General features: G+C 62.9%; 17 protein-coding genes. 12 read left to right on the top strand and 5 right to left on the bottom strand.

Going from position 1 to position 26,121, the window contains the following annotated elements:
- Positions 1-13 precede the first annotated feature (13 nt).
- Positions 14-1,561, top strand: coding sequence for an AMP-binding protein (locus ACAM51_RS09660; protein ID WP_218339796.1), 1,548 nt, complete (start codon positions 14-16; stop codon positions 1,559-1,561).
- A 258-nt stretch (positions 1,562-1,819) separates the two neighbouring features.
- Here ACAM51_RS09660 and ACAM51_RS09655 read toward each other — a convergent pair whose 3' ends face one another.
- Together ACAM51_RS09655 and ACAM51_RS09650 are read right to left on the bottom strand one after the other, a co-directional pair.
- Complete coding sequence (locus tag ACAM51_RS09655; protein ID WP_218296201.1) at positions 1,820-2,812, bottom strand: tripartite tricarboxylate transporter substrate binding protein; 993 nt, start codon at positions 2,810-2,812, stop codon at positions 1,820-1,822.
- 91 nt (positions 2,813-2,903) lie between these two features.
- On the bottom strand, positions 2,904-4,187 hold the full coding sequence (locus tag ACAM51_RS09650) for a hydroxymethylglutaryl-CoA reductase, degradative (RefSeq protein ID WP_218339795.1): 1,284 nt from the start codon (positions 4,185-4,187) through the stop codon (positions 2,904-2,906).
- A gap of 128 nt (positions 4,188-4,315) precedes the next feature.
- Here ACAM51_RS09650 and ACAM51_RS09645 point away from each other — a divergent pair, with 128 nt between their 5' ends.
- Positions 4,316-5,743: a PLP-dependent aminotransferase family protein gene (locus ACAM51_RS09645; RefSeq protein ID WP_369643421.1), complete on the top strand. Its 1,428-nt coding sequence runs from the start codon at positions 4,316-4,318 to the stop codon at positions 5,741-5,743.
- Positions 5,744-6,010: 267 nt separating this feature from the next.
- Here ACAM51_RS09645 and ACAM51_RS09640 read toward each other — a convergent pair whose 3' ends face one another.
- Entirely contained in the window at positions 6,011-8,419 is a 2,409-nt protein-coding gene (locus ACAM51_RS09640) for a heavy metal translocating P-type ATPase (RefSeq protein ID WP_369643420.1), read from the bottom strand.
- Between the two features lie 183 nt (positions 8,420-8,602).
- On the opposite strand from ACAM51_RS09640, the gene ACAM51_RS09635 reads away from it, so the two are divergent.
- The 4 genes from ACAM51_RS09635 (at position 8,603) to ACAM51_RS09620 (ending at position 13,213) form a co-directional block, all read left to right on the top strand.
- On the top strand, positions 8,603-8,794 hold the full coding sequence (locus tag ACAM51_RS09635) for a heavy-metal-associated domain-containing protein (protein ID WP_218296197.1): 192 nt from the start codon (positions 8,603-8,605) through the stop codon (positions 8,792-8,794).
- Between the two features lie 102 nt (positions 8,795-8,896).
- Positions 8,897-9,457: a Cu(I)-responsive transcriptional regulator gene (gene cueR / locus ACAM51_RS09630; protein ID WP_369643419.1), complete on the top strand. Its 561-nt coding sequence runs from the start codon at positions 8,897-8,899 to the stop codon at positions 9,455-9,457.
- Positions 9,458-9,924: 467 nt separating this feature from the next.
- Positions 9,925-12,183, top strand: coding sequence for a heavy metal translocating P-type ATPase (locus tag ACAM51_RS09625; RefSeq protein WP_369643418.1), 2,259 nt, complete (start codon positions 9,925-9,927; stop codon positions 12,181-12,183).
- Positions 12,184-12,571: 388 nt separating this feature from the next.
- Positions 12,572-13,213, top strand: a complete 642-nt coding sequence (locus tag ACAM51_RS09620) for a glutathione S-transferase family protein (protein WP_369643417.1) — start codon at positions 12,572-12,574, stop codon at positions 13,211-13,213.
- A 344-nt stretch (positions 13,214-13,557) separates the two neighbouring features.
- Here ACAM51_RS09620 and ACAM51_RS09615 read toward each other — a convergent pair whose 3' ends face one another.
- Complete coding sequence (locus ACAM51_RS09615; RefSeq protein WP_369643416.1) at positions 13,558-16,350, bottom strand: IPTL-CTERM sorting domain-containing protein; 2,793 nt, start codon at positions 16,348-16,350, stop codon at positions 13,558-13,560.
- Positions 16,351-17,779: 1,429 nt separating this feature from the next.
- Between ACAM51_RS09615 and ACAM51_RS09610 the strand changes: the two genes are divergently transcribed.
- The 3 genes from ACAM51_RS09610 (at position 17,780) to ACAM51_RS09600 (ending at position 21,906) form a co-directional block, all read left to right on the top strand.
- Positions 17,780-18,070: a hypothetical protein gene (locus ACAM51_RS09610; protein WP_218296194.1), complete on the top strand. Its 291-nt coding sequence runs from the start codon at positions 17,780-17,782 to the stop codon at positions 18,068-18,070.
- Positions 18,067-19,599, top strand: a complete 1,533-nt coding sequence (locus tag ACAM51_RS09605) for a PepSY-associated TM helix domain-containing protein (RefSeq protein ID WP_369643415.1) — start codon at positions 18,067-18,069, stop codon at positions 19,597-19,599. The genes ACAM51_RS09610 and ACAM51_RS09605 overlap by 4 nt, the downstream gene beginning before the upstream one ends.
- 174 nt (positions 19,600-19,773) lie before the next feature.
- Complete coding sequence (locus tag ACAM51_RS09600; RefSeq protein WP_369643414.1) at positions 19,774-21,906, top strand: TonB-dependent receptor; 2,133 nt, start codon at positions 19,774-19,776, stop codon at positions 21,904-21,906.
- Positions 21,907-22,062: 156 nt separating this feature from the next.
- Here the strand turns inward: ACAM51_RS09600 and ACAM51_RS09595 are convergent, their stop codons facing one another.
- Positions 22,063-22,773, bottom strand: a complete 711-nt coding sequence (locus tag ACAM51_RS09595; RefSeq protein WP_369643413.1) for a TorF family putative porin — start codon at positions 22,771-22,773, stop codon at positions 22,063-22,065.
- Between the two features lie 182 nt (positions 22,774-22,955).
- On the opposite strand from ACAM51_RS09595, the gene ACAM51_RS09590 reads away from it, so the two are divergent.
- The 3 genes from ACAM51_RS09590 (at position 22,956) to kdpA (ending at position 26,113) form a co-directional block, all read left to right on the top strand.
- Complete coding sequence (locus ACAM51_RS09590) at positions 22,956-23,930, top strand: magnesium and cobalt transport protein CorA (RefSeq protein ID WP_369643412.1); 975 nt, start codon at positions 22,956-22,958, stop codon at positions 23,928-23,930.
- A gap of 277 nt (positions 23,931-24,207) precedes the next feature.
- Positions 24,208-24,306: a K(+)-transporting ATPase subunit F gene (gene kdpF / locus ACAM51_RS09585; protein ID WP_218296189.1), complete on the top strand. Its 99-nt coding sequence runs from the start codon at positions 24,208-24,210 to the stop codon at positions 24,304-24,306.
- A gap of 1 nt (position 24,307) precedes the next feature.
- A complete protein-coding gene (kdpA, locus tag ACAM51_RS09580; RefSeq protein ID WP_369643411.1) occupies positions 24,308-26,113 on the top strand; it encodes a potassium-transporting ATPase subunit KdpA in 1,806 nt (601 codons plus the stop codon).
- The last annotated feature ends 8 nt before the right edge of the window (positions 26,114-26,121 follow it).

The raw sequence follows: 26,121 nt of genomic DNA, 5'->3' as shown, positions 1-26,121 counted from the left end.
GATTTTTAGCCATATGAAACTGCATCACCCCCCCACCTTCTTCTCGTTGGTGCTGCGTGCCTTGCGCAAGTACCCGGGCCGCACAGCCTTCCGCCAGGGCGAATTGGCAGTTCTCTATCAAGACGCCATCGATTTCATGGGGAAAGTTCAGGCGGTGCTGAGTTCGCACGGCATGCGCCGGGGCGCGCGCGTCGCATTGCTGACGGAAAACAGGTACGAGACTTGGTGCGCGTCCGTCGCGGCACAGGGGCTCGGCGCTGCCACCAGCTGGCTGCACCCGCTCAGTTCGCTGGACTCCCAGGTGTCCCAGATCCGCGATGTGGGTGCTACCGTCCTGATCATCGACACGGATGGATTCACAACGCGGGCCCATGAACTCGCCGAGGCGCTCCCGGGCGTTTCCGTGTTCCACGTGGGAGAGGCTGGACCCGGTGCCGATCTTCTGGCGCTTGTCGCCCGGCATGAACAGGTCGAACCGGTCGAGCGGGCGATCGCGACCGACATCGGCACGTTGAATTTCACCGGGGGCACGACCGGCCGCCAGAAGGCCATCGTGCGCGAGGCAGGTCAGGTCGCGCTGATGTCCATCGCCATGAACAGCGAACTGGAGCTGCCCGATGGCGTGCAATATTTGGCGATCGCGTTGATCAGCCATGTCACAGGACAGTTGATTGCACCGACGCTGATGCGTGGCGGCACTGTCCATCTGATAAAGAAGTTCGACGCAGGCCAGGTACTGGAGATCATCCAGCGCGAGCGCATCAGTGCAACCCTGATGGTGCCCACGATGATCTACAAGCTTCTGGATGCGCCACTCGAGGAGTTCGACCTGGACAGCCTCGAGCTCGTGGTCTATGCGGGGTCCGTCATTTCGCCGGACCGCCTGAGGGAAGCGATTCAACGCATCGGCCCGGTCTTTTCCCAGGTCTATGCGCAGACAGAATGCACCCCCATCGCGATCTTGCGCCGCAAGGATCATGATCTGGACGATCCTGCATCCCTGGCAGCGTGTGGCTACCCCATGGCGACGGCCGAAATCGCGATTCTCGACGACAGCAATCAGCCGCTGGCGGCGGGCGAAATCGGTGAGATCTGCGTGCGAAGCCCGTCGGTGATGCAAGGCTATCTCGAGCAGCCGGAAGCCACCCGGCAAGCACTGGCTGGCGAGTGGTTGCACACCGGGGACATCGGTTTTTCCGATCCGCATGGCCGCCTGTCGATTGTGGACCGCAAGAAGGACATGATCGTGTCAGGGGGCTCGAACGTCTATCCGCGGGAGGTCGAGGATGTTCTGGCCGCGCATGCCGCTGTCGCATCCGCCGCCGTGATCGGCGTGCCCCATGCCACGTGGGGTGAAGCCGTCGCGGCGTTCGTCGTGTTGCGGGACGGGGCTGAAGCCGAGGCAGCTGACCTGATCGCCTACGTGCGGGAACGCAAGGGGCCGCTGATTGCACCGAAGCAAATCATCTTCGCAGATGCGCTGCCAACGACCCCCTTTGGAAAAATCGACAAGAAGAAGCTGCGAGCGCCTTTCTGGGAGCGAGAGACGAGGTTGATTTGACGCGGGCAAGCCTCGCGTCCCGTGGCTTTTTTTTGGTGCGCCGGTGGTAAGCCAGGCGCACGCCGATAGACGCGAGAATGACCGGCCTCGGGGCGCTTCGGCAAGCCGCAGCCTGCAGCGACGGGCGCCCCGTTTTTCGGGCATGGCCGGCCTGGAGCGCACACCCTTTCTCCTGACCGGGCAACAACCCGGTCGAAGCCCGGGCGATGCAGGTCGCCCGTCCGGTCAGCGTCGTGCCGTCAAGCGACGCCAACACGGTCACTCGATGGCCACCTTGGCCGTCTTGACGTACTGGCCCCAGCGATCGATCTCGCTGAAATAGAAGTTCTGGTACGCGCGCTGATCCATGTGCTCGACGACGAAGAACATCTTCTTGGTCTGCTCGACGATGGCTGGCTCCCTGAGGGTGGCGTCGACTGCCTCGTGCACGCGCGAGATGACGTCTTCCGGCATTCCGGCCGGGCCGAAAATTCCCACCCATGGTCCCCGTTCGACATTGAGACCGATTTCTTTCAGGGTCGGGACGTCCGGAAACTCCGGCAGGCGTTGGGGCATTGAAACCGCCAGCAGGCGCAGCGTACCGCTGCGGATGTGGGGTTCCACGGTCGACAGGACGTTGATGGAACAATCGACCTGTTGAGACAGCTGGGCATTGAGCAGGGGCGCGGTGCCGTTGTAGGGCACATGCAGGAGATCGACGCTCTTGGCCACCTTCAGGGCCTCCATCATGAGGTGTCCGGACGTGGCGGTGCTCCACGAGCCGAAGCTCATCGGGGTCTTGGCATCCTTGGCCATCTGCAGGAACTGGTTCAGGTTCTTGGCTGGGTGTGAAGCGCTCACGACCAGGGCCGCAGGGAAGAAGCCCAGCGGCGCAATGGCAACAAATTCCTTCTTGGGGTCGTAAGGTGCCTTCTTCATCGCATGGGGCGCGATGGTGTGCGACTCCATGCCGCCGTAGACGAGCGTGTAGCCGTCGGCCGGGCTGCGCGCTGCCGCGACGCTACCGATGGTTCCGACGGCGCCGGGGCGGTTGTCAACCACGACGGCCTGGCCGAGCCGCTTCTGAAGACTCGTGCCCATGAGGCGCACGATCACATCGCCGCCGCCCCCCGCAGCCCAGGGGACGATGATCTTGATCGGACGGTGGGGGAACACAGCACCCTGTGCGAGCGTGGGGCACGCCCACGTTGACAACATCGTGGCGCCGAGGGAACCGAGCACGGTGCGGCGCTTGACCTGAGGTTGTGTCATGTCGATAGTCTCCAAGTTATGAGATGGGTGAACGGTCTGGCTGGCTTCGAGGCCGGCGGAATCAGCCGCCCCGCCGGCAATGGCGGCTGTCTTAGTTTTGGCGCAGCTCTTCAAGCAAGACGACCGCCCGGTCGGTGCGTACGTCGTGCTCCGCGGCCATGCGCCTGGCAACGACTTCGATCTCGTCACCCGTTGCCCCTGCGACCAGCGCGATGTTGCGTGCGTGTAGGGCCATATGGCCGCGCTGGATCCCTTCGGTGGCCAGGGCGCGCAGCGCTCCGAGGTTCTGGGCCAGGCCCACCGCGACGGCCACCTCGCCCAGTTCCTGCGCCGACCTGACGCCCATGATCTTGAGCGACAACCGGGCCAGCGGGTGTGTCTTGGTCGCGCCGCCCACCAGGCCCACGGGCATGGGCATTTCGATGGTGCCGACCAGCGCGCCCTGGGTGTCTTTCTCCCAGGTCGTCAGCGAGGTGTAGCGTCCGTTTCGGCAGGCGTAGGCATGGGCGCCGGCCTCGACCGCGCGCCAGTCGTTGCCGGTGGCAACGATGACGGGATCTATGCCGTTCATGATGCCTTTGTTGTGCGTGGCCGCGCGGTACGGATCGATGGCTGCGAAGGTGTAGGCATCGAGCACGCCTTCGATGATCTCTTCGCCGCTGCGCTCTTTGGTTCTGAGTGTTTCGGGCGTGAGCCGCACGCGGGCGCGTGACAGACGCAGGTCGGCCAGGTTGGACAGGATGCGCAGCCGCACGGTGCCGCCCGTGAGCTTCTCGACCAGGGGCGAAACCGATTCGGCCATGGTGTTGACGGTGTTGGCACCCATCGCGTCGCGCACGTCGACGATCAGGTGCATGACGACCATGGGACCGCGGGCCGTGTCGGGGAACACGTGGATCTCGATGTCGCGGCAGCCGCCGCCCAGGCCGATGAGGACCTTGTCGCGGCTGTTGGCGACGTCCAGGATCTCGTCACGATGCTTCAGGAGCGCCAGGCGGGCGCCATAGGGGTCGGTGATGCCAATGACCTGCACCTGGGCACGCATCAGCGGCCCCGTGCTGGAGGTTTCGAAGCCGCCACAGTCGCGGGCCAGCTTGGCCATGAACGAGGCCGCCGCCACGACGGACGGCTCTTCGACCACCATCGGTACCAGGACATCGCGACCGTTGATCTGGAAGTTGCCGCCGATGCCGAACGGAAGTTCGAATGTTCCGATGACGTTCTCCACCATGCCGTTGGCACGTTCGACGCTGAGCGCGCCGGGCTGGTTGATGAGCGCGACGTCTCCCTCGGACAGGTTGGTGATGCGTGCGACATGTTCCAGGCGCTGCGCAGGGGTGAGTGAGCGGAAATTGGGGAGTCGTGAATCGACCATTGGGTGTCTACTGGGTGGTGGATACGGTATGGGCAAACTTTAAAACCGCCGTACCAAATAGTGAAGGTACAGTTTTGCCAAACAGTTTGCTTTCCGGGCAAAGACCGGCGATGTGTCATAGTTGATCAATGACAGTTGAAGGAAGCTCCCAGACACGTCGCCCCAGATCGGTTACCTTGCCCGTCGCGGTCGCCGACGACATCGAGCGGCAGATCCGCGACGGTGCCTACAAGGTCGGCGACAAATTGCCCTCGCTGCGTGAGATGGCCGAACTCCACAAGTACGCCAAGAACACGGTGGTCACCGCATTTGAATTGCTCGTTTCGCGTGGGCTGATTGAACCCCGCCGCGGTGCTGGGTACTTCGTGGTCGACAAACCGCCTTCCAGGGCGGCCGATGACGAGGCGGGAAGCTTGGGGCGAGCCATGGACATCGTCTGGCTGATGCGTGAGCAGCTCAAGAACGAGCCGGGCGCCTTGGCAATCGCCGATGGCTTCCCGCCAGTCGAATGGCTTTCGGATGTGAGGCTGGACAAGTACCACCAGAAAGTCGTGCGCACGGGGCTGGGCTCCCTGTTCCGCTATGGCAGCCGCTTCGGGTACGCGCCGCTGCGTGAGCATTTGGTGCGCAAACTCGCGGACTTTGGGATCGGCGCCGAACCGCGGCAGATCGTACTGATGCACGGTGCCAATGAGGCGATGGACATCGTTATTCGCTACTTCGTGCCGCCCGGCGGCAAGGTTCTGGTGGATGACCCTGGCTACTACCCTTTGTTCGGCAAGTTGAAGATGGCCAGCGCCGAGGTGCTGGGCGTGCCACGCCTGCACGATGGACCGGACCTGGAGGCCCTGGAGCAGTTGTTGATCACCCAGCGGCCCAGGCTCTTCTTTACGCAGTCGCTCGCACACAACCCGACAGGCTCGGACCTGTCCGCGGCAAAGGCATTTCGCGTTCTGCAGCTGGCACAGAAATACGACCTGCTGATCGTTGAGAACGATCCGCTTGCGGACTTCAAGCCGACCTCGTCGCCACGCCTGGCTTCTCTGGACCAACTCGAGCGCACGATCTACATCGGCAGCTTCTCAAAATCGTTCTCGGCCGCACTGCGCGTGGGCTTCATTGCTTGCGGCGCGGATTTGGCCAGTGACCTTGCCGATCTGAAAGCGCTGATCCACGTGAGCAGTTCTGAGTATTGCGAACGGACCGTCGATGTCATGTTGAGCGAAGGCCACTATCAACGACACCTGACCCGGTTGCGCAGTCGGCTGGGCGAAGCGACGGAGGGTGCGCGCGCGCTGTTCGAATCTGTAGGAGCGAACATCTTCGCAAAGAACGCCCAGTCCCTTTACCTGTGGGTATCCATGCCCGGGGTGGATGATTCGATGACCCTTGCAGATTCGCTGCGCCCACACAACATCCGGTTGGCTCCGGGCAGGATTTTCAGCGTTGACACCTCCGCGACCTCGCCATGGTCACGCTATAACGTGGGGGCGGTGATGGACCCGAGGTTCAGAACAGCCCTCCAAAACGCGCTGGTGCAATTGGGCTCCTCCTAGCGTCCCACGATGCTCAAGAGCCTTGCTGCAGGTTTTCAATCGTTGTGCTTTCGTTGTTTGGGCTCTCAAACGACGCATATCTAAACTGAGCGAGAGATAGGTAGTCACTTGTCGGTGCAGGGCACTCCAGGCTGGAATCGACCATGCGCTACCTCGGCATGAGGGGGCGATGCCTGGGAGAACTCCGGGCAGATCGATATCTGGTGGCCAGGCACCGAGGGTGGGGTGGCTCAGCGCCTGCGGTTCTTTTTCTGCCGTGGTCGTTCCTCACTTCTTCCAGGACCGTAGCATGAGAGCGTTGGTCACCACACTCACGCTGCTCAGGGCCATGGCAGCTCCGGCCACCATGGGATTCAGCAGTCCCAATGCCGCCAGGGGAATCCCGACCACGTTGTACGCGAATGCCCAGAACAGGTTCTGACGGATCTTTGCGTAGGTACGCCGGGAGATATCGATGGCATCCGCGATCAGCGCAGGGTCTCCGCGCATGAGCGTGATCCCCGCCGCATGCATGGCCACGTCCGTGCCCGTGGACATGGCAATTCCCACGTTTGCAGCCGCCAGAGCGGGCGCGTCGTTGATCCCGTCACCCACCATCGCCACCTGTCTGCCACCGGCCTTGAGCTGGGCCACGATATCCGCCTTGCCTTCCGGCAGCACATCGGCGCGAACCTGATCGATGCCCAAGGCGCGGGCCACCGCGCCTGCGCTTCCCTTGTTGTCCCCGGTGACCAGGACGGTCTGGATGCCCAGGCGGTGCAGTTGGGCAATGGCCTGTTGGGAGCTGGGCTTGACGGTGTCTCCAAACGCCAAGAGTCCCACCACTTCTGGCGCATCGGTCACGTCGGCCAACCAGGACACAGTGCGGCCTTCGTGCTGCATCTGTGCGGCGGTCACCGTCAGGCTGGCCGTGTTGACGCCTAGCTCATCCATGTAACGCGTGCTTCCCAGGCGGATCTGGCGTCCTTTGACGACAGCAGACATACCTCTGCCAGACACGGCAGTGACCTCGGTGGCCCGAGGCACGATCACGCCCTGGATGCGCGCTGCATCCATCACCGCCTTCGCCAGCGGATGCTCGCTGCCGTTCTGAATGGCGGCCGCAAACGGCAACAGCTGATCCCGGTGGCCTTCGGCGGGTATCGCTGCCGTCAAGGTGGGCTTGCCCTCTGTCAGGGTGCCGGTCTTGTCGAACGCCACCGTGTCGATGCGGTGGGCAACTTCAAGTGCTTCGGCATCCTTGATCAGAATACCGTGGCGTGCTGCTACACCGGTGCCCGCCATGATCGCGGTGGGAGTCGCCAAGCCGAGCGCACAAGGGCACGCAATGACAAGTACCGCGACGGCATTGAGGATCGCCTGCTCCCAGTGGCCAGTGGCGAAGCCCCAGCCCATCAGTGTGATGGCAGCAAGGCCGAGCACCACGGGCACAAAGACCGCACTCACTTCATCCACTATCCGCTGGATGGGAGCCTTCTTGGCCTGTGCCGACTCCACCATGCGCACGATGCGCGACAGGGTTGACTCAGCGCCAATGGCGGTGGTGCGCACCAGCAGCAAGCCTTCCGCGTTCACTGCGCCCCCTGTCACCTTGTCACCGACGTGCTTCGCCACGGGCAGGCTCTCCCCGGTGATCAATGACTCATCCACCTGGCTGGCGCCTTCGATCACAGCACCATCCACCGGGACTCTTTCCCCTGGACGAACAACCACCGTATCACCTACTTTCACACGTGAAAGCGGTAGATCGATGTCACCGGCATCAGTGCGCACGCGCGCAATCTCCGGGCGCAGCGCATGCAGCGCCCGGATGGCCTCAGTGGTTTGCCGCTTGGCCCGGGCCTCCAGCCACTTCCCCAGAAGGACTAGCGTGACGATGACTGCGGAGGCTTCAAAATACAGGTGGGGGGTGCCGTGCTCGGCGTGCTTGAACAACAGATACAAGCTCAAGCCGTACCCGGCCGACGTACCCAGCGCCACCAGCAGATCCATGTTTCCTGCCCCTGCACGCAGCGCCTTCCAGCCGGCACGGTAAAACCGCGCTCCCAGCCAGAACTGCACTGGCGTGGCCAAGGCGAGTTGAATCCAGCCGTTGAGTGTCCAGTCCTGGCCGAACAGCATGCCCACCATGGGCAACACCAGAGGAACGGACAGGCCCCCCGCCAGCGCGACCGGCCACCAAGGCGCAGACTGATTCGCGGGTTCAGCCGGAGTGCTCGCATCCACCATCTGGGCCTCATAGCCCGCCTTTGCAACGGCGGCTACCAGACGTTCGGGTGGCAAGCCTGCATCGAAACGAATCTGCGCACGCTCGGTGGCCAGATTGACTTCGGCATGCTTCACGCCAAGCACGGCCTTCAGCGCCTTTTCGACACGTCCAACGCACGAAGCGCACGTCATCCCGCCGATCAACAACTCCATGGATTCCTCCGCCACTGCGTATCCCGCCTTTTGCACGGCCGCAGCCAGAGCAGTGACTGCCACCGTGGCGGCGGCCACCACGGTGGCGCGCTCCGTGGCAATGTTCACGGTCACCTCGCGGACACCGGGTACGGCTTTCAGTGCCTTTTCAACCCGCCCAACGCAGGAGCCGCAGGTCATGCCCAGAATCGGGAGATTCAGGTGTGCGCTCGACAGGGCGGCGGACGAGGCCGCTTCATTCACGGGGGTATTCATGGCAATCTCCAAGTGGTGTTCAACTCCGGCGGTATCCGGCACAGCCCGGACTTTCAGGGTTGCCACGGTGGGAGACGCAAACGAGTCAGCATGTCTTGGACAGGCCACCATCCGGCCACTTGACCTTGCCCCTGTGGCAAACCGGAGACTGGGCACCTCTTAACTTTTCCCCAGAGGTGAAAAATGCACGAATTCCAACTTCCCGACATGACCTGCGGACACTGTGCGGGGATGGTGAACCAGACGCTGCAGATGGCAGACCCTGACTGCAAGGTGCGGGTGGACATGTCCAGGCGGATGGTCACGGTGCAAAGCGCGGAAGACCGCAAGACACTGGCCGAGGCACTGACCGAGGCCGGATACCCACCCGCCTGATTCGGTCCGGATAAAAAAGGAACGTCCGGGGAGCTTGACATTGACACGGTGGCAAGGAGGAAAGTCCTGGCTACCGGGTTATTTCATTGCACAGGAGCATCCATGACCACACTCATGAACATCGGCGACGCGGCCAAAGCGGCAGGCGTATCGGCCAAGATGATCCGCCACTACGAGCAAACAGGATTGTTGCCAGAAGCCGAGCGCAGCGAGTCTGGCTATCGAAAGTACGGTGAACGTGAAGTTTCGGTACTGCGTTTCATCCGGCAGTCGCGCCGCCTCGGATTCTCCATGCCACAGATTGCGGAGTTGATCGGCCAATGGGGCGACACGCACCGCACCAGTCGGCAGGTGAAAGCGATTGCCGAGCGCCATCTGGCGGATCTGGAGGAGAAGCTGCGGGAGATTGTCGAGATGAAATCGGCGTTGGAGCAGTTGGTTTCTGTGTGCGCTGGCGACGACCATGCGCATTGCGCAATCCTGGACAACTTGGCGGCGGACAGTCCGTCGAAGCCCAACCACAACGCCAGTTTCGTCAAGCCCACTCGGCGCGGAGCCAAGGCGTCCAGAACACACCTTGAAGCGACCCACGCGCCGACGAACAGTCATCTGGATCTCATGACGTGGATGCGAGGTGTCCACGTACATCGAGGGGGGCACTGAACCAGGCCGCGGGTGGGACCATGGAACCATCGCCTTGTGCCGCGATGGTGGCCGACCGTGGCAGGGCCTTCTTGTGCGGCGCGGCCTCACGCACCGGCTTGCCTGGCAGGCTCCATGGCGCTGACGACCGTCTTGCAGCCCTCATCGATCACCATGAACTGGATCTCAAGGGCGGCCGCTGTGGGCGCTTGACATTCCCACCGTGTCAAGCCTTAACGTTGCAACAAGGTCTCGCACCATCTTGAGGACTTCTTGGAGAACGCCATGAACAACGAACCCACCACACAGCGCCTGGAGAGGAATCGGACAAAAAATAGCCTCGGCAGACTTTCAACACATCGATAGGGAGGCCATCCATGCCAGCTGCAGCACCGCACGATCACGCAAGCCACGGACATCAGCATCATGAGGGCCATCACGGGCATTCACCTGCGCCATCAACAGGGTTGAAAGATCCAGTCTGCGGCATGGAGGTGACGGACCAGTCGCATCACTCGGCAGAGCACGAAGGACATCGCTACTACTTTTGCAGCGCCAAGTGCAAAACACGCTTTGTGGAAGCGCCGCAAAAATTCCTGTCTACGCCGCGGAGCGACCGTGCCCCTCAGCCCAAGCCCGCAGCGGCGCAACCCGGCACGATCTACACCTGTCCCATGCACCCGGAGGTGCAGCAGGACCACCCCGGGAACTGCCCCAGGTGCGGCATGACACTGGAGCCCATGCTGCCCACGCTGGATGAGGGAGAAAACGCGGAACTCGTGGATTTCCGGCATCGCTTCTGGTGGACGCTGCCTCTCACAGTAGTGGTCGCTGTCCTGGCGATGCTTGGGCACCGGTTGCAGTGGTTCGAGATGGCGACTCAGAGCTGGATTGAGCTGGTCCTCACGGTACCCATCGTCCTGTGGGCGGGCTGGCCCTTCTTCGTGCGCGGTGCGCAGTCGGTCGTGAACCGCAGCCCCAACATGTGGACGCTGATCAGCCTGGGCACCGGTGCCGCTTTCGTCTACAGCGTGGTCGCGACCGTTGCGCCGGGGGTGTTTCCCGCCTCGTTCCAGGCCATGGGGCGCGTGGCGGTGTATTTCGAAGCTGCAGCGGTCATCATCTCGCTCACGCTCCTCGGCCAGATGCTGGAGCTGAAAGCGCGCTCCCAGACCTCGGCCGCCATCAAATCGCTGTTGGGCCTGGCACCCAAGACGGCGCGGCGCATCGACGCCAACGGCCAGGAGAGCGACGTGCCGCTGTCCCACGTCCATGTGGGTGACCTGCTGCGCGTGCGCCCCGGGGAGAAGGTGCCGGTGGATGGCGTGGTCGTCGAGGGGAGCAGCGCCGTGGACGAAGCCATGCTCACTGGCGAGCCGGTGCCCATCGTCAAAGGGCCCGGGGATGCAGTCATCGGTGCCACGCTCAATACCAACGGAGCGCTCGTGATCCGGTCGGAGCGGGTCGGCTCCGCCACCATGCTGTCCCAGATCGTTCAGATGGTGGCCCAGGCACAGCGCTCACGGGCCCCCATGCAGCGCATGGCGGACCAGGTGGCGGGGTACTTCGTGGTGGCCGTGGTCGGTATCGCGTTGCTCACGCTCTTCGCGTGGGGCCTGTTCGGTCCTGAGCCACGGTGGGTCTATGGCCTGGTCAATGCCGTGGCCGTGCTGATCATCGCGTGTCCCTGCGCGTTGGGCCTGGCAACACCCATGTCCATCATGGTGGCCACGGGCCGGGGGGCGACCCGTGGGGTGCTGTTCAGGGACGCGGCAGCCATCGAGAACCTGCGCAAGGTGGACACGCTGATCGTGGACAAGACTGGCACGCTCACAGAGGGCAAACCCTCCTTCGAGCGTGTGGTGGCCATGCCCGGCATATCCAACGACGAAGTGTTGCGCCTGGCGGCCAGCCTGGACCAAGGCAGCGAGCACCCGCTGGCCGACGCCATTGTCCAGGCGGCCCGCGCCAAGGGGCTGGCCCTGGACAAGCCCGAGGACTTCGAGTCCGGGTCGGGCATCGGCGTACGCGGACGGGTCGGCGGGCGCCAGATCGCCCTGGGAAACACGGTCCTCATGGAGCAGGTGGGGGTTTCTGCGGATCCGCTGCTTGCGCAGGCAGAGGCCTTGCGCGCCACAGGCGCCAGCGTGATGTACCTGGCGGCCGATGGCCAGCTTCAAGGCCTGCTGGCGGTCTCGGATGCCATCAAGGCCAGCACGCCGGAAGCGCTGGCGACCTTGCATGCGGCGGGACTGCGCATTGTCATGGCCACGGGCGACGGGATGACCACCGCCAAGGCGGTGGGGGCCAAGCTGGGGATTGATGAGGTCCATGGCGAGGTCAAGCCTGCGGACAAGCTGGCCCTGGTGTCGCGGCTGCAGGCCGAAGGCCGTGTTGTCGCCATGGCGGGGGACGGGATCAACGACGCACCCGCCCTTGCCAAGGCGGATGTGGGGATCGCGATGGGCACCGGCACCGACGTGGCGATGAACAGCGCACAGGTCACCTTGGTCAAGGGCGATCTGCGGGGTATTTCCACAGCGCGGGAACTGTCCGAGGCGACGGTGGGCAACATGAAGCAGAATCTCATGTTCGCCTTCCTCTACAACGCGCTGGGCATACCGATTGCGGCAGGACTGCTGTATCCCTTCACCGGCTGGCTGCTGTCGCCGATGATCGCGGCCCTGGCGATGAGCCTGAGTTCTGCCTCGGTGATCACCAACGCCCTGCGGCTTCGCAAGGGCTGAGATGGACCCGCAGGCACCGAGTTGATCTGAGTGAGGTCCCTGGCCGGCATTTCCGCAAGGCAGCAAGGAAACCGGCATCCTGTCAGCATGCACGGTGCTCGCAGGCCCGTTTCCGACGGCTTCGGTCTGGCGGGCACCACGACGGTGATGGAAGCCGTCTGCGGTGCCGCTCCGGGGGGCTCGGTGGGCCATGGGCCCGAGTTGATCGATGCGCTTGCGCGGCTTTTTGCCGACTCGCATTCAATGCCAATTGCGATGAGTGGTGAGCGGTGAACGGCCAATCATGTGGTCCTGACGGCGCCCACATGCCGCATCCGGCATGACGGGGTCGTCTCGTATGCTCTCTACAGAGAATGACTCCCAGATGGATACCTCCCAGGAACCCGATATGACGCCCCCGCTCACACCAACCGGCATCACCCTCTACGGCAACCGTGAATCTGGCCATAGCAACAAGGTGCGCCTGGCATTGGTGTTTGGGCAGGTTGAGCATGACTATGTCCATATCGACATCTTTGTGCCGCCTGAACAACGACCAGAGCCATTTCGCAGCCTGGCGCGTTTCAATGAGGTACCGCTCCTGGTGTGGGGAGCGGAGAGTTTCGTGCAGTCCAACGCCATTCTGTGCCTGCTGGCAGAGCGCCTGCAGCGCCTGGGTGGCGAGAGCCCGCAGCGCATGGCGCGTGTGCGCGAATGGCTGTTCTGGGAGGCCAATCGTCTCGGCCTGTCGCTGCCACATGTTCGTTTTGCCCGCCAGTTTGCCCCGCAGGAGTATCCCGGCGGCACACCGGAATGGCTGCTGGCGCGCTATCAGCGCGACATAGCGCGGCTTGAGGCCGAGCTGAGCGACGGACGCGCATTCATCCTCGACGAGCAACTGTCGGTGGCTGATTGCGCGCTCTGCGGCTACCTGTTCTGGGCGGATGACGTGCGGCTCGACGTTCCGCCACACGTGCGTGCCTGGCTGCGTCGAATCCAGCAACTGCCGGGCTGGCAGCCTCCTCGCGAACTGCTGTCCGCTGCGCCTTGATCTGGCCCTGGCAGCGCCACCATGAAAAGCCGCTGCAATGGACGCAACCGGATGGCGTGCCCGCGCGTTGCGTTCACGCGCATATGCCTCAGCTGACGGGCATCCACCGGCAGCGCGCCCGTGTGACTGCTTGGCGCGCTCCTATGCAGTCTGCGCGCATTGCTTGTCGGGTTCGCACCGTGCCTGCCGTGGCAACAGCGGACGTCCGCGCAGCCGACCGAAGTGAGGACGCGCAGTTGGGCGACATATTTCGCAATTGAAAAGGAATTGCAGCTTGAACGCGTCATGGTGTCCACCGGTATCGATTGGTGGACACCATGACGACCGCCTAACGAATCCATTTACTACGGGACGAGCACGCGCTTGCGACGGATCAGGCCCATCATGACCATCAAGCTGGACAGCATGACAAGTCCCCATTCCGAGAGCGTGGGAATCGATGCCGGAGCATTGGCCGCTTCTACGGCGATGACGCGCGACTGCGTATTGTTGGATGTATCACCGTCGCCTGCTGCACCCGTTGTGCCGTTGGCGGTAGCCGTCCCCAAGGTCGTGGGGGTGCCGCTCACCTGGCATGTCACCGTCTGGCCTTGGGGAATGGCGTTCCCTGCGACCCATGCCGAGGCCCCAGGGCTGACCGTGCAGGAGCTCGTGGACAGGCCCGGAGGCAGACCGGCGACAGAGCAACTCGTGCCGGCCACCGCATCGGCAGAACCAGCGTTGGTGCAGGTGTAGCTCCCTGTGTAAGAGACACCCACTCTTGCGGTGGCAGGCAACCCGCTCACATCCACCAGTACATCCGGGGCCGTCGTCATAGACACAGGCTTCGATGCTGTGTTGTTGCCGACATTGATGTCGCCCGTGGCGCCGGTGGAGCCGTTCACGGTCAACCCACCAGAGCTGGTTGGCGTGCCGCTCACCGTACAGGTGACGAAGGCCCCCGCAGGTACGGCGTTTCCGGCGATCCAGGCGCCGCCTGTGCTGATGCTGCAGGTCCCTTGGTTCACCCCTGCCGGGAGCCCTCCCACGGCGCAGGTGGTGCCGGTGAGCGCCGTGGCGGCACCGATGTTCTGGCACGTGAAGCTACCGCTGTAGGGCACACCAACTGTCCCTGAGGGCGGAATACCTGCCAAGTCGATCGCCATGTCAGGCGTAGGTAGGACACCAGCGATGGCGATGATGGCGGTACGTTCATTGTTCAGCGTATTCGGATCGTTGTCGGCCCCGGTGGTCACATGCACGGTCACGCTACCCGTTGTGGTGGGTGTTCCAGAAACTTGACATGTCACAGTCTCTCCGGAAGGCACGGTACCTGGCTGGGTCCAGGGCGTATTGGCAGGGCTCACGGTACATGCCGAGACGCCCACGCCTGCGGGCAGATTTGCGGCATCGCATGTTGCAACATCCGCGGCAGCAGCCCCCTTGTTGGTGCAGGTATACGAGCCGGTGTAAAGCGTGCCTACATTGGCAGTCGGTGGCAGGTTCAGAGTCACCGCATCCACGTCCATGTCGCTGAGCGTCGAAGGGCTGACCAGATCCGTTTTCCACATGGGGCCGGGCAGCGGATCGACCGCGTCACCCGCGATGGTGTAGTTCCCGTTGTTGATGGGCCCTATTGCCCCATCGGGAACAACTACGGTGACAGTAAAAGACCCCGACTGCCCCGGCGCCAACGTACCCACGTTGCAACTCAGGGAGCCGCCTGGCGTTGGCGGTGTGGCAGTGGCGCCACCAGAAGCCGGCGTGCAGTTTCCTCCACTGGAAGACACGTAGGTCACGTTCTGAGGGACGGCCGAATTGTCTTGCGGCATCACCGGCGTCACAGTGGCGTTGCTCACTGGGTCGCTGGTCTTGTTGGTGTAGGTATAGGTGTAGGTGATCTGAGTGCCATTGGCGCTGCTGACAGACACGGGGCCAGAGACGCTCACCCACAACACGTCGGGGAGCCTGAAGCTAAAGCTGTCCACATGCACATGGCCTTCGTGCCCGCCAGGAGAGCAACCCGCCGCCACCAGTTCAAGCTCGATCCAGTCGCCCACCTGCAGTTTGGCATTGCCGGGGGCTATGTCAAAAGTGATGAATTCCGAATAGGCGTAGTTCCGGGTGTTGTTCGTGGTGTCATGCCACACGGTCCCTGGCTGGTTGGAGAAGTTGAAGGTGAAGAACAACTGGCCAGGGGAGCTCGCGGGGGCACCAGGCACAGGAACAGGGGTGGAATCCACGGCCGACGTGATCTTGCGCACTTCGACCGCAAAGTAGGGCTGTTCTTCGGAGAAATGCCCACCGGAAACGCTGGAAACATATACCGCACCATTTGTCACGTTGATGGCGTTGCTGGTCAGCGTAATTTGCGTGTCACTGTCAACGGAAAGTACCTGACGATCCGTATTGTTCGTGCCAAGACGCACATAGTTTCCAGGGCTCACCGTGGCCGTGAAATTGGTCCCCGTGCCTGTGACGATGGGGGAGCCGGAAGCAGCACTCACGGTGCCGCCCAGCACTTTGATCAATCCTGGGTTGTCAAGCACGGGCGTCATGGCGAAGCGAACGTGTACCTTGCCATCTGCGTCCACATCGGCAGCCGTCACTTGGGCGCGTTGCCGAATGGAGCTGGCACGGGAAGCATGGCTCGTGTACTGCACGGGCGGGTTCCCCAGGGTCGGGCTGCCACTTCGGGCAATATGACGCGTTGCCTGGGTAGATCCAAGTGGATTCAGATTCACCAAAGCACTGTTGTTGCCAGCAAAGGGCCAGCGCAAGGAGGCAGCGGGGATGGCGCCAGTGAGCAGATGATCCTGTTGGCTGCGAGCGCCCGCGCCACCTGCATCCAGCACCACGGACAGGTCCGTGGCGTCTGGTGCCGTCCCCGTGGTGGTATAGAGATTGGGGTCATATCCTGCGTCACCAGCATTGGCCCGAAGATTCAGATCCTTGATGGATTTGGGGTTGATGGTGTGCGTACTAACTGTGGGCACGCCGTTGTTCTGCAGAGTCGTTTTGATCCATTCGCTGCCAAACGTGCCGCCCTCAAACCCGCCATTGACGAATTCGGCGTGCGCCGGATGCGCTGCCAGAAGCATCCCCCCAACACCTATCGCGGCCACGCCGCGCAGGAACTTGTGAACCAAGGCATGCATGGTTCTCCAACCATTTGTTCTTTTCAACACGATTCCCTCTTTGGATTTAAACGCTGCTCAGAACGGTGAAGCAGTGAGCAGACATACAACAAACAACTTTCGGATCGTGGGTCCGCGTCATGAAACGAGGGGCCCAGCGAAAAAATCCAGCCCACTGTCCAAAGTGGGCGCAGTGCCTGCGGCATCACACAAAGGACATTCAGCGCGTTACGGCAGTGCGGAAATCACGTCGAGATTCGATACGCCGAAAACGACGCACGGTCGTGCCAACGCCAATGGACTAGCCAATCTGCAGATAACTAACCGGCGCCTCCGGGGTTTCCCGGTCAGCCCTCCAGGCCCAACCCGTGGCCGACAAGTGCGACAGCGCGCCGATTGGACGCTGTGCAGCGCAGGTGCGACTGCATCCGAACGCCAGGACGCGGACTTCACTGCCGAGTCATCCCCCTCGGCACGGTCTCGAGTAAATTGCCGCCGGCATTTCGCTCATCAGCGGTTTGATGCGCGGACTGCAAGTGCGCCTTCCTGCGATGCAGCTCTTCAGGCCGCCACGCACGGCGATTTCAAGCCGTCATGTGCTGTCAAGCAAGGCTCCGCATAGGTGCCCATGCAAAGGCAACCGTGCAATCAGTGGGGCGAGCGATTTTTGTGACATGGCGAAATAGGACGTTGGGGCAAATTGCTCCAGCTGCCCAATACTCATGTCACATACGGTAACTCGCCATAAATCAAAAATCCGAGAATTGACTATTGTTTGCAATCTCGATCACGGCCTGATCGATGGGGGCCATGCCTGCGCTACGTGCGGCGAGCCCCACCTGTGAACGGACGTATTGCACTTCGGTATCCCCGGCAGTGCGGCGCCCCCCATGCCGCAGATGAAGTCCTTTGCACTGAAGCAAACGGGGGCAACCGTCGGATGTGCTCGATACCGGCCCCCTTCCTCATACGGCCTTCCATTCGGTGGCGTGGCGTGCGCTGCCAGGTTCATTCACGCGGAAGGTGATCAAGCCTTGTGGCTGGACCTCTCGCAGAGCTGCGTGCGGGGGCGATGAACACGGCATGGGCACGGGTTTTCGGGTTGAAAAGCGCCCTGTGGTGGCACCCTGTTCAGGGCGTTCACGGGGACCGATTAACATTGGTAGCAATTCTTATTCTCAATTGCATACATGTTGATCGGTATTCTTCTGACCTTTGCGTGTGGCTGGCTGGTTCTGCGCGCCACCCCCCGTGCGGACGGGCCGCACCAGAGGTGGCCGTACGCAGCGCTGGGAGTGGCGGCGGCGCTGGTCGCTGTAGGTGGCATCCACGCCAGCGGCATGGGGCTGGCCGTGTCCATCGCCTTTGTGTTGGGGGTGGCCATGCTGGCGATACCCTGCCTGAGCTACTGCCAGGCCAGGCGCCGTGGCGCATCCAAAAGAGCTGTGCGATGAGTCGTCGGAAAGATCCCGACGCAGCGCCCCGTCATCTGCTCTTCAAGGGATTGACGGGTTTTCTTCTTGGCTTTCCATTGGCACTGTGGCTCAGTTGGCTGCTGATGTACGGCGGGCTCTTGCCAAGCCATGTGCCGGTACGCGACCAAATTGCCATGTGGCTGGCGGTCCTGCTGTGGGCGGCCGTGCCGTGCGCGGCATTCCTGGCCCGAAGCCGTCGGCAATGCCTGGCAGTCTTCCTGCTGGCCAATGCAGCTGCTTTCACCGCCTGGAAGGTATTGCAATGAAGGCGCAGACCGTTCGCGACTACCTGGCGGTTCACACCTGGGTTGGCATCCTCTGCGGGCTGGTGTTGTACGTCGCCTTCTACGCTGGCGCGTTCTCGATGCTGGAAGCCGAGATCACCCGCTGGACCCAGCCACCGGCCGCCGTATCCCGTGCGATCAGCAATGACGGCGACGCGCTGGCCAAAGTCTTCCTCGACGCGAACCCGGACTTCACGGGCCGCGTGCGTTTGCGCTGGCCCAGTGCGGACCACACCCAGCCCGCGCTTGCGCACATGGTGCGCGGCCAGGACGCGGTGTGGTGGCAACTGGGCAACGATGGTCAATTGCACCGCATGCACTCCATGCCGCGCGAGGACGACACCAGCGGCAATTTTGTGGACTACCTGCATCGAAAGGGTGGCCTGCCCATTCCGCTGGAATTGGCCGAGCCGCTGATCGGCCTCGTGTCTCTGGCCTATGCGCTGGCCCTGGTGTCAGGCATCGTGGTGCTGCTGCCTTCGCTGGTGAAGGACTTGTTTTATCTGCGCCTGGGATCCAACCTCAAGCGCATGTGGCTGGATGTGCACAACCTGCTGGGCGTGGCCAGCCTGCCGTTTCACCTTGTCATCGCGCTGAGCGCCGCCGTGTTCGGGCTGCACGACATGGTCTACCTGGCGCAGGACAAGTTCGTCTATCAGGAAGGCCTGCGCGCCACCGTCGCGCGCGACAGTGTCAAGCCGCCGCAGGTGGCGCGCGCAGACTGGCTGCCTCCGAGCGAGATCATGCGCCGCGTACAGGAGCAGGCGCCGGGCTTTGCGCCCCTGGGCCTGGACTACGTGATGCTCCCCAGCGGCCCCGTGGGGCTGGTGGGGGGCGTGGATGAACGGCACTTCCAGCGCGCCTCGCGCTACGGCCTGGCTTTCGTGAACCTGGGCAGCGGCGAAATCTACGATCGCAACTATCTGCCGGGTGCCAGCGGCTATGCGTCGACGGCGCTCCTCAGCAGCCTGTTCGCGCTGCACTTCGGCAGCTATGGTGGCGACACGGTGCGCATCCTGTACCTGCTGCTGGGGCTGTCGGGTGCGCTGCTGTTCTACACCGGGAATTTGCTGTGGATAGAGACGCGGACCCAGCGCGCGCGCAAACCGCAAGACGGGCAGCCCATGAGGCGGCCGCGCCATGTGCGTGTCGTGTCCGCGCTCACGCAGGGTGTGTGCCTGGGCTGCGCTGCGGCGCTACCCGCGACGCTTGCCCTGGCGCACTGGTTCGCGCCGAGGGTGGGCGACATCGACATGCTCCACCAGGGTGTGTACTACACGCTGTTTCTCGCCTGCATCGCCTGGGCGATCTGGCGCGGCACGGAACGCGCTGCGCCCGGCCTGTTGTGGTTCACGGCGATCTGCAATGCGCTGGTACCCGTGGCCGCCGTGCTGGACCCCAGTCCGGACGGGGTACTGCTGGGCCTGACCTGCCTGCTGCTGGCACTGTTCTTCGGATGGCTGGGTTGGCGCCAGCGCGCCAAGGTGCATCCGGTCGGCGTGGCTGCCTGATGTGCATGCGCAACACTTCATTTTCATAGCTGCCTGCGCTTGCTGCATAAGCGCTGGAGGCCAATTTGACTTCCAGAAACAGGCCTACCGTACTCAGTCGCCAGCGGGGTGTCGGTTACAACATGAAATATAATGAGAATTATTTTCATTCGCATCAAATAACGGCAAGAAGCAATGTCCAACAAAGCATCCTTTGGCCGCACCGGCCGGCTTACTCCCATCGCTCTGGCGCTGCTGGCTTTCAGCGCCTCCGTCGCAGGGCAGACCGCGGACGGCGGCACGGCCACCGCCACGCTGGAGCAAGTCAATGTGCGCAGCAAGTACGAACGTGAAGACCTGCCGACCCGCGCGCCCGGCCACAAGGCCGCATCGGGCGCGCGCCTGGGCATCCTGGGCGCCACGTCCATCCTGGAGGCGCCCGTGCATGTCAACGCCTACACGCGCGAGCTGGCCGAGGACTGGTCGGCCCTCACGCTGCAGGACGTGCTGGAGAACGACTCGTCGGTCGTCTTCATCACCAACAAGAACCACCTGCTGCAGAACTTCAACCTGCGCGGCCTGGACATGAGCGCGATGGACATCGCCACCAACGGCCTGTACGGCATCGCCCCGGCCAATGCGGTGCCGGTGGAGATGTTCGAACGCATCGAGGTGCTGCGCGGCCCGAACGTGCTGCTCTCGGGCATGCCGCCCAACAACAGCGTGGCCGGCACCGTCAACATGGTCACCAAGCGCGCACTGGCGCAGCCCATCGCCGACCTGACGATGACCTACGCCACGCATTCATACCTGCAGGGCCATGCCGACGTGGGCAAGCGCTTCGGCGATGAAAAGCGCCTGGGTATCCGCTTCAACGGCGTCTATGGCAGCGGCGAGATGGGCGCCAAGGAGGAGGACCAGACCCGCCGCGTGGGGGCTCTGGCGCTGGACTACCTGGGCGACCGCGCGCGCTTCTCGCTGGACGTGTACAGCAGCGTCACCAAGATCGAGGGCGGCAGCCCGGGCATGTTCAACTTCCTGGGCAACGCCCAGATCCCCGGCGTGGGCCGCCTGCTGGCGCCGCCCGAGGGCGACACCAACATGTTCCGCGGCACGCACGGGCAGTACGACAACAGCGGCGCGCTGGCCCGCGCCGAGGTCGACTTCACGCCCGACTGGCAAGGGTACTTCGCGCTGGGCGGCTCCGAGGCCGAGGGCAACGGCCTGCTGTTCGGCACGCGCGCCTTCGTCACCGGCGCGGACGGCACCACGCGCGGCGCGATCTACAACGTCCACACCGAATCCGAGCGCCGCACGGCCGAGACGGGCGTGATCGGCAAGTTCGACACCGGCAGCGTCAAGCACCGCCTGCAGCTTTCGGCCAATGTCCTCAAGCACAAGGAAGGCACGGTCAACACCGCCTGCAACTACTGCTACACCACCAACATGTACAACCCCGTCGCGCCCACCTTTCCCGCAGCGCCCAAGTGGACCGGCTACACCACCGTGAACGACTACCGCTCGCTGGCCGTCGCCGACACCATGGCCTTTGCCCATGAAACCGTGCTGCTGACAGTGGGCGGGCGCCACCAGACCGTGAAGATGCCGCTGCAAAAATACAGCGAAAGCCGTTTCTCCCCCATGCTCGCCGCCGTGGTACGGCCCTGGGGGGATTCCCTCTCGCTCTTTGGCAATTACACCGAAGGCCTGGAGCCCGGCCAGATTGTTGGAGTGGGCTACGCCAACACGGGTGAGGCCCTGCCACCGAAGCAGACCAAGCAGTTCGAACTGGGCGTGAAGCTGCAGACGGGTGCGCTCACGCACACCGTCAGCGCCTATGAGATCAAGCGCCCCTCCTTCGTCACCAACAGTGCCAACCGCATGGTCGATGACGGCGAGCAGCGGCTGCGCGGCCTGGAGTGGAGCATGTACGGCATGTTGACCAAAGACCTGTCGCTGCTGGGCGGCGTTACCCACATCGAATCCGAGCAGCGCAACACCGGCCGCGATACCTACGGCACGCCTGAGCTGCGCGCGCGCATCGGCCTGGATTGGCAAACGCCCGTGCAAGGTCTGAAGGTGGGCGGCCGCGTGGTCCATACCAGCTCGCAGTGGGCGGATTCGGGCAACAAGCTGCGCGTGCCCTCCTGGAACCGCCTGGACCTGAATGCCAGCTACGCCACCAGGTTCGGCAGCATGCCCGTGCGTTTCAACGCCAGCGTGGAAAACGTGGCCGACAAGAAGTACTGGATCGGCATCTTCGGTGACGGCTTCGTGATGCCAGGCGCACCGCGCACCTTCAAAGTGTCTGCGACCGTGTCGTTCTGATGCTGGGGACAGGCCCGCCGAAGGTATGGCGCCTTTCAGCGTGGCCTGACTTTCGAAAGCACCGGCGAGGACTGCTTGTGGCGCGGCGGTGGGTCCTCGCCGGTACCGTCCGTCCGCGGCAACGGCAGGCGCTGGGCCGCGATGCCGCTCAGGAAGTCAAAGCACTTTGGTGAGCGTGACGATCACGCGCGACTTGTTGACGGGGCCGAAGAATTCTTTCTTGCTGGCGCCCGCCACCGCAGCGCCCAGCGACACACCCGAGCCGAAGTCGTAGGCACCGCCCACGCTGTAGTCCATGAAGTTGGGGGCCGTGATGTCGCCACCAAAGCGGGTGAAACCCACGGACGCCTTCAGCGTGATCTTGGGGGCCACTTCGTGCGCGAATGCCAGGTTCAGGTAGCCGGTGTTGCGGCCCTTGAAGCCGGGGCCGGCGTAGGCGAAGTAGTCCTTGGACAGTGTGTGCGAGTACCGGGCGGTCAGGGGGCCGAACGTGGCCGCGCCATAGACTTCGGTGGTGTTGCCGTTGCTGTTGCCGGGGTAGATGTAGGTCAGCACGCCCAGGTCCAGGTCCGCGTCGCCGGCCTTGAACTTGTAGCCCCCGTACACATCGGATTCGAGCGAGTTGCCCGACAGCCAGTCCACGCTGGAGTTCCAGTTGCCCACATAGAAGCCGGATTCACCAAAGGCATAGTCAAAGCCGCCTTGCAGCGCCGGCTTGACGGCCCTGGCCTTGGAGGTGTCCTGGTCCTGGCCGCGGAACTTGTAGTTGGTGGTCAGGCTGACGTTGCCGGTGAGCTGGGCGCTGGCCAGCACGGGAAGGGTGGCGAAGAGCGCAGTGGCGAGCACTTTGGAGCATGAGAAGGCCATGGAGGAAATCCTGCGGAAACAAACGAAGGTGCAAGCGTAGGAAAACGTGCATATAAAGTTCGTAAAGAATGCGGGCAAAGCCGTAAATGTTGCCGAGCGCCGACGGACGCCACGAATCGCCAACCACACACCGTGACGCGCTGGCAACATCGCCGGCATCCAGTGTTGCGTGAGGTGCTGTGATGTTGATCAACTGCGTCGTGTATGAGGATGGCACCAAGCTCGCCGACATTCCTGTCCGTGAGATCCGTGAGCACATATCGCTCCCCGGGTGCTTCGTGTGGGTGGCATTGCATGACCCCACCCCGGAAGAACTTGACGAGTTGCAAAAGGAGTTCGGCCTGCATCCCTTGGCGGTGGAAGATGCCCGCCATGGCCATCAGCGGCCCAAAGTCGAGGAATACGGGCCTTCTCTTTTTGTGGTTCTTCATCTCCTGGAGTCGGGTGGGGACCACGAGACCGTCACGAGGCTGGGCGAACTCAATGTGTTCGTGGGCAGTAACTATGTGGTGTCGGTGCGCAACCGCAGTGAGCGAGGCTTCTGGGATGTGCGGGAGCGTTGTGAGAGAGAGCCTGAACTCTTGCGCAGCGGGCCGGGATTTGTGCTGTATGCGCTGATGGACGCGGTGGTCGATCGCTACTTCCCGATCATCGATGCCCTCGAGGTGGAGCTTGAAACGATCGAGCAACAGATATTCACCAAGGGTGTCGCGCGGACCAGTATCCGGCGGCTCTATGAACTCAAGCAGCGCCTTACCCTGCTCAAGCACGCCGTTGCCCCATTGCTGGAAGGTGCGGCCAAGCTGCACGGTGGCCGGGTGCCACAAATCTGTGCTGGCTCTCAGGAGTATTTCCGCGATGTGGTGGACCACCTTGGCCGGATCAACACCTCCATCGACTCCATTCGCGACACGATCGGGACGGCAATCCATGTCAATCTGTCCATGGTCACCATCGAGGATGGCGAGGTCGTCAAGCGCCTGGCTGCGTGGGCCAGTCTGTTTGCCGTGTGCACGGCGTTCGCGGGAATCTGGGGCATGAATTTCGAGCACATGCCGGAGCTCAAGTGGCGCTACGGATACGCCACTGCGATCGCCCTCATCGCCACCACCTGTTGCTATCTCTACTATCGCTTTCGCAAGGCGGGCTGGCTCTAGATAACAGGTGCGGAGCCGTCCGGGGCGCGGGTTCCAGCAGCCAGGCGCCGGTAGATCGGTGGCCCTCGCAAGGGCCGCATTTTTACGCCGTTTTTACGGCGACCTCCCCAGTCTGTGCACACTTTTTACAGCGACATCCTGAGAATCAAACACACGTTTTGATGCAGGAGTTGTCGATGGACATGATCTGGATAGCCGCATTGGCGGCTCTGTGGGTGGCCATGGCCGAGGCCGTGGTTTTGCTGGGCAAATTCGGCCCGGCCAAGGGTGAGCGCGCATGATCGGCCTCGAAGTGCTTTATGGCTTTGGCGCGCTTGTGGCCATTGCCTTGCTGGCCTATCTCGTGTTCGCGCTGATCTGCGCGGAGGAGTTCTGACATGGAAACCTCTGCCTGGAGCCTGCTCGGGCTCTTTCTGGTTGCGCTTGGCGTCCTGGCATGGCCACTGGGCAAATGGCTGGCCGCCCTGTGTGAGGGCCGGTTGCCTCGGTGGATGCATGTGGCCGAAAAACCGCTCTACAAGATGGCCGGGGTGGCTCCCGATCAGTCGATGCACTGGCACGGATATGCGCAGGCACTGTTGGCGTTCAATGCCATCGGTGCATTGGCGGTGTATGGCCTGCAGCGCCTGCAGCACCTGCTGCCGCTCAATCCCCAGGGAATGGGGGCGGTGTCCGGCGACTCGTCGTTCAACACTGCCATCAGTTTTGTTGCCAATACCAACTGGCAGGGCTACGCGGGTGAATCCACGATGAGCTATCTCACGCAGATGCTTGGCCTTTCCGTTCAGAACTTCTTGTCAGCTGCCACCGGTATCGCCGTGGCGTTCGCGTTGGCCCGCGGCTTTGCGGCCCGGCGCACCGACGGACAGGGATATGTCGGAAACTTCTGGACCGACGTCACCCGGATCACGGCTTGGGTGCTTGTGCCGGCCTCCTTTGTAATCGCGCTCGTTCTGGTCGGGCAGGGCGTCATCCAGAATTTTGACGCCTACAAGGAGGTCGCAACCCTGGAGCAGACGGCCTATGAAGTGCCCAGGCTGGATGGTGCAGGCCAGCCCGTGACAGGTGCTGACGGAGCACCGGTCATGGAGGGCAGGACCAGCAAGACCCAGACGCTGGCCATGGGACCGGTGGCCTCGCAGGAGGCGATCAAGATGCTCGGCACGAACGGCGGTGGGTTCTTCAACGCCAACTCCGCCCATCCCTATGAGAACCCCACCGCCTTGACGAACTTCGTGCAAATGCTGGCGATCTTTCTGATTCCCGCGGCCTTGTGCTTCGCATTTGGCCGTGTTGTTGGCGACCAGCGCCAGGGCGTCGCGATCCTGGCGGCGATGACGGTGATGTTCGTCGTGGCCGTCGTGGCCGCTGTCGCGGCGGAACAGGCCGGCAATCCGCAATGGAGTGCGCTGGGGGTGGACCAATCCGTCAGCACCCTGCAATCGGGCGGGAACATGGAGGGCAAGGAAGTGCGGTTCGGAATCACCGCGTCAGCGCTTTTCGCGGCCGTGACCACCGCTGCCTCATGTGGCGCCGTGAACGCGATGCATGACTCGTTCACGCCTCTGGGAGGCATGGTGCCTCTGGTTCTCATGCAACTGGGCGAGGTCGTGTTTGGCGGCGTGGGCACCGGCCTCTATGGCATGCTGGTATTCGCCATCCTTGCCGTGTTCATGGCGGGTCTCATGATCGGCCGGACGCCCGAGTATTTGGGCAAGAAGATCGAGGTGCGCGAAATGAAGCTCACATCGGTCGCCATTCTGGTAACGCCGATCCTGGTGCTCGTGGGTACCGCGGTTGCCGTGAGTGCGGGCGCAGGACAGGCCGGCGTTGCCAACCCTGGCGCCCATGGGTTCTCCGAAATCCTCTATGCATTGACATCCGCCGCGAACAACAACGGCAGCGCGTTTGCGGGGCTGTCTGCCAATACGCCGTTCTACAACGTACTGCTGGGGCTGGCAATGTGGTTTGGCCGCTTTGGAGTGATCGTGCCCGTCCTGGCCATCGCTGGTTCGCTGGCCGCGAAGAAGCGCCTGCCGGTGACGGCGGGCACCATGCCCACCCATGGGCCGCTGTTCGTGGTTCTTCTCGTGGGGACCGTGCTTCTGGTGGGGCTTCTCAACTACGTGCCTGCCCTGGCTTTGGGTCCGATGGTCGAGCACCTGATGCTCTGGGCCAAGTGAGGTTTGCC

Origin of the sequence: Acidovorax sp. A79, from assembly GCF_041154505.1 — a bacterium.
Lineage (GTDB): Bacteria > Pseudomonadota > Gammaproteobacteria > Burkholderiales > Burkholderiaceae_C > Acidovorax.
This window is presented reverse-complemented; position numbering and strand designations above follow the sequence as displayed.

Excerpts from the sequence above, each read along its gene's own strand:
- ACAM51_RS09660 (WP_218339796.1), top strand. The coding sequence starts at position 14 with ATGAAACTGCATCACCCCCCCACCTTCTTCTCGTTGGTGCTGCGTGCC.
- ACAM51_RS09655 (WP_218296201.1), bottom strand. The coding sequence starts at position 2,812 with ATGACACAACCTCAGGTCAAGCGCCGCACCGTGCTCGGTTCCCTCGGC.
- ACAM51_RS09650 (WP_218339795.1), bottom strand. The coding sequence starts at position 4,187 with ATGGTCGATTCACGACTCCCCAATTTCCGCTCACTCACCCCTGCGCAG.
- ACAM51_RS09645 (WP_369643421.1), top strand. The coding sequence starts at position 4,316 with ATGACAGTTGAAGGAAGCTCCCAGACACGTCGCCCCAGATCGGTTACC.
- ACAM51_RS09640 (WP_369643420.1), bottom strand. The coding sequence starts at position 8,419 with ATGAATACCCCCGTGAATGAAGCGGCCTCGTCCGCCGCCCTGTCGAGC.
- ACAM51_RS09635 (WP_218296197.1), top strand. The coding sequence starts at position 8,603 with ATGCACGAATTCCAACTTCCCGACATGACCTGCGGACACTGTGCGGGG.
- cueR (WP_369643419.1), top strand. The coding sequence starts at position 8,897 with ATGACCACACTCATGAACATCGGCGACGCGGCCAAAGCGGCAGGCGTA.
- ACAM51_RS09625 (WP_369643418.1), top strand. The coding sequence starts at position 9,925 with ATGGAGGTGACGGACCAGTCGCATCACTCGGCAGAGCACGAAGGACAT.
- ACAM51_RS09620 (WP_369643417.1), top strand. The coding sequence starts at position 12,572 with ATGACGCCCCCGCTCACACCAACCGGCATCACCCTCTACGGCAACCGT.
- ACAM51_RS09615 (WP_369643416.1), bottom strand. The coding sequence starts at position 16,350 with ATGCATGCCTTGGTTCACAAGTTCCTGCGCGGCGTGGCCGCGATAGGT.
- ACAM51_RS09610 (WP_218296194.1), top strand. The coding sequence starts at position 17,780 with ATGAGTCGTCGGAAAGATCCCGACGCAGCGCCCCGTCATCTGCTCTTC.
- ACAM51_RS09605 (WP_369643415.1), top strand. The coding sequence starts at position 18,067 with ATGAAGGCGCAGACCGTTCGCGACTACCTGGCGGTTCACACCTGGGTT.
- ACAM51_RS09600 (WP_369643414.1), top strand. The coding sequence starts at position 19,774 with ATGTCCAACAAAGCATCCTTTGGCCGCACCGGCCGGCTTACTCCCATC.
- ACAM51_RS09595 (WP_369643413.1), bottom strand. The coding sequence starts at position 22,773 with ATGGCCTTCTCATGCTCCAAAGTGCTCGCCACTGCGCTCTTCGCCACC.
- ACAM51_RS09590 (WP_369643412.1), top strand. The coding sequence starts at position 22,956 with ATGTTGATCAACTGCGTCGTGTATGAGGATGGCACCAAGCTCGCCGAC.
- kdpF (WP_218296189.1), top strand. The coding sequence starts at position 24,208 with ATGATCGGCCTCGAAGTGCTTTATGGCTTTGGCGCGCTTGTGGCCATT.
- kdpA (WP_369643411.1), top strand. The coding sequence starts at position 24,308 with ATGGAAACCTCTGCCTGGAGCCTGCTCGGGCTCTTTCTGGTTGCGCTT.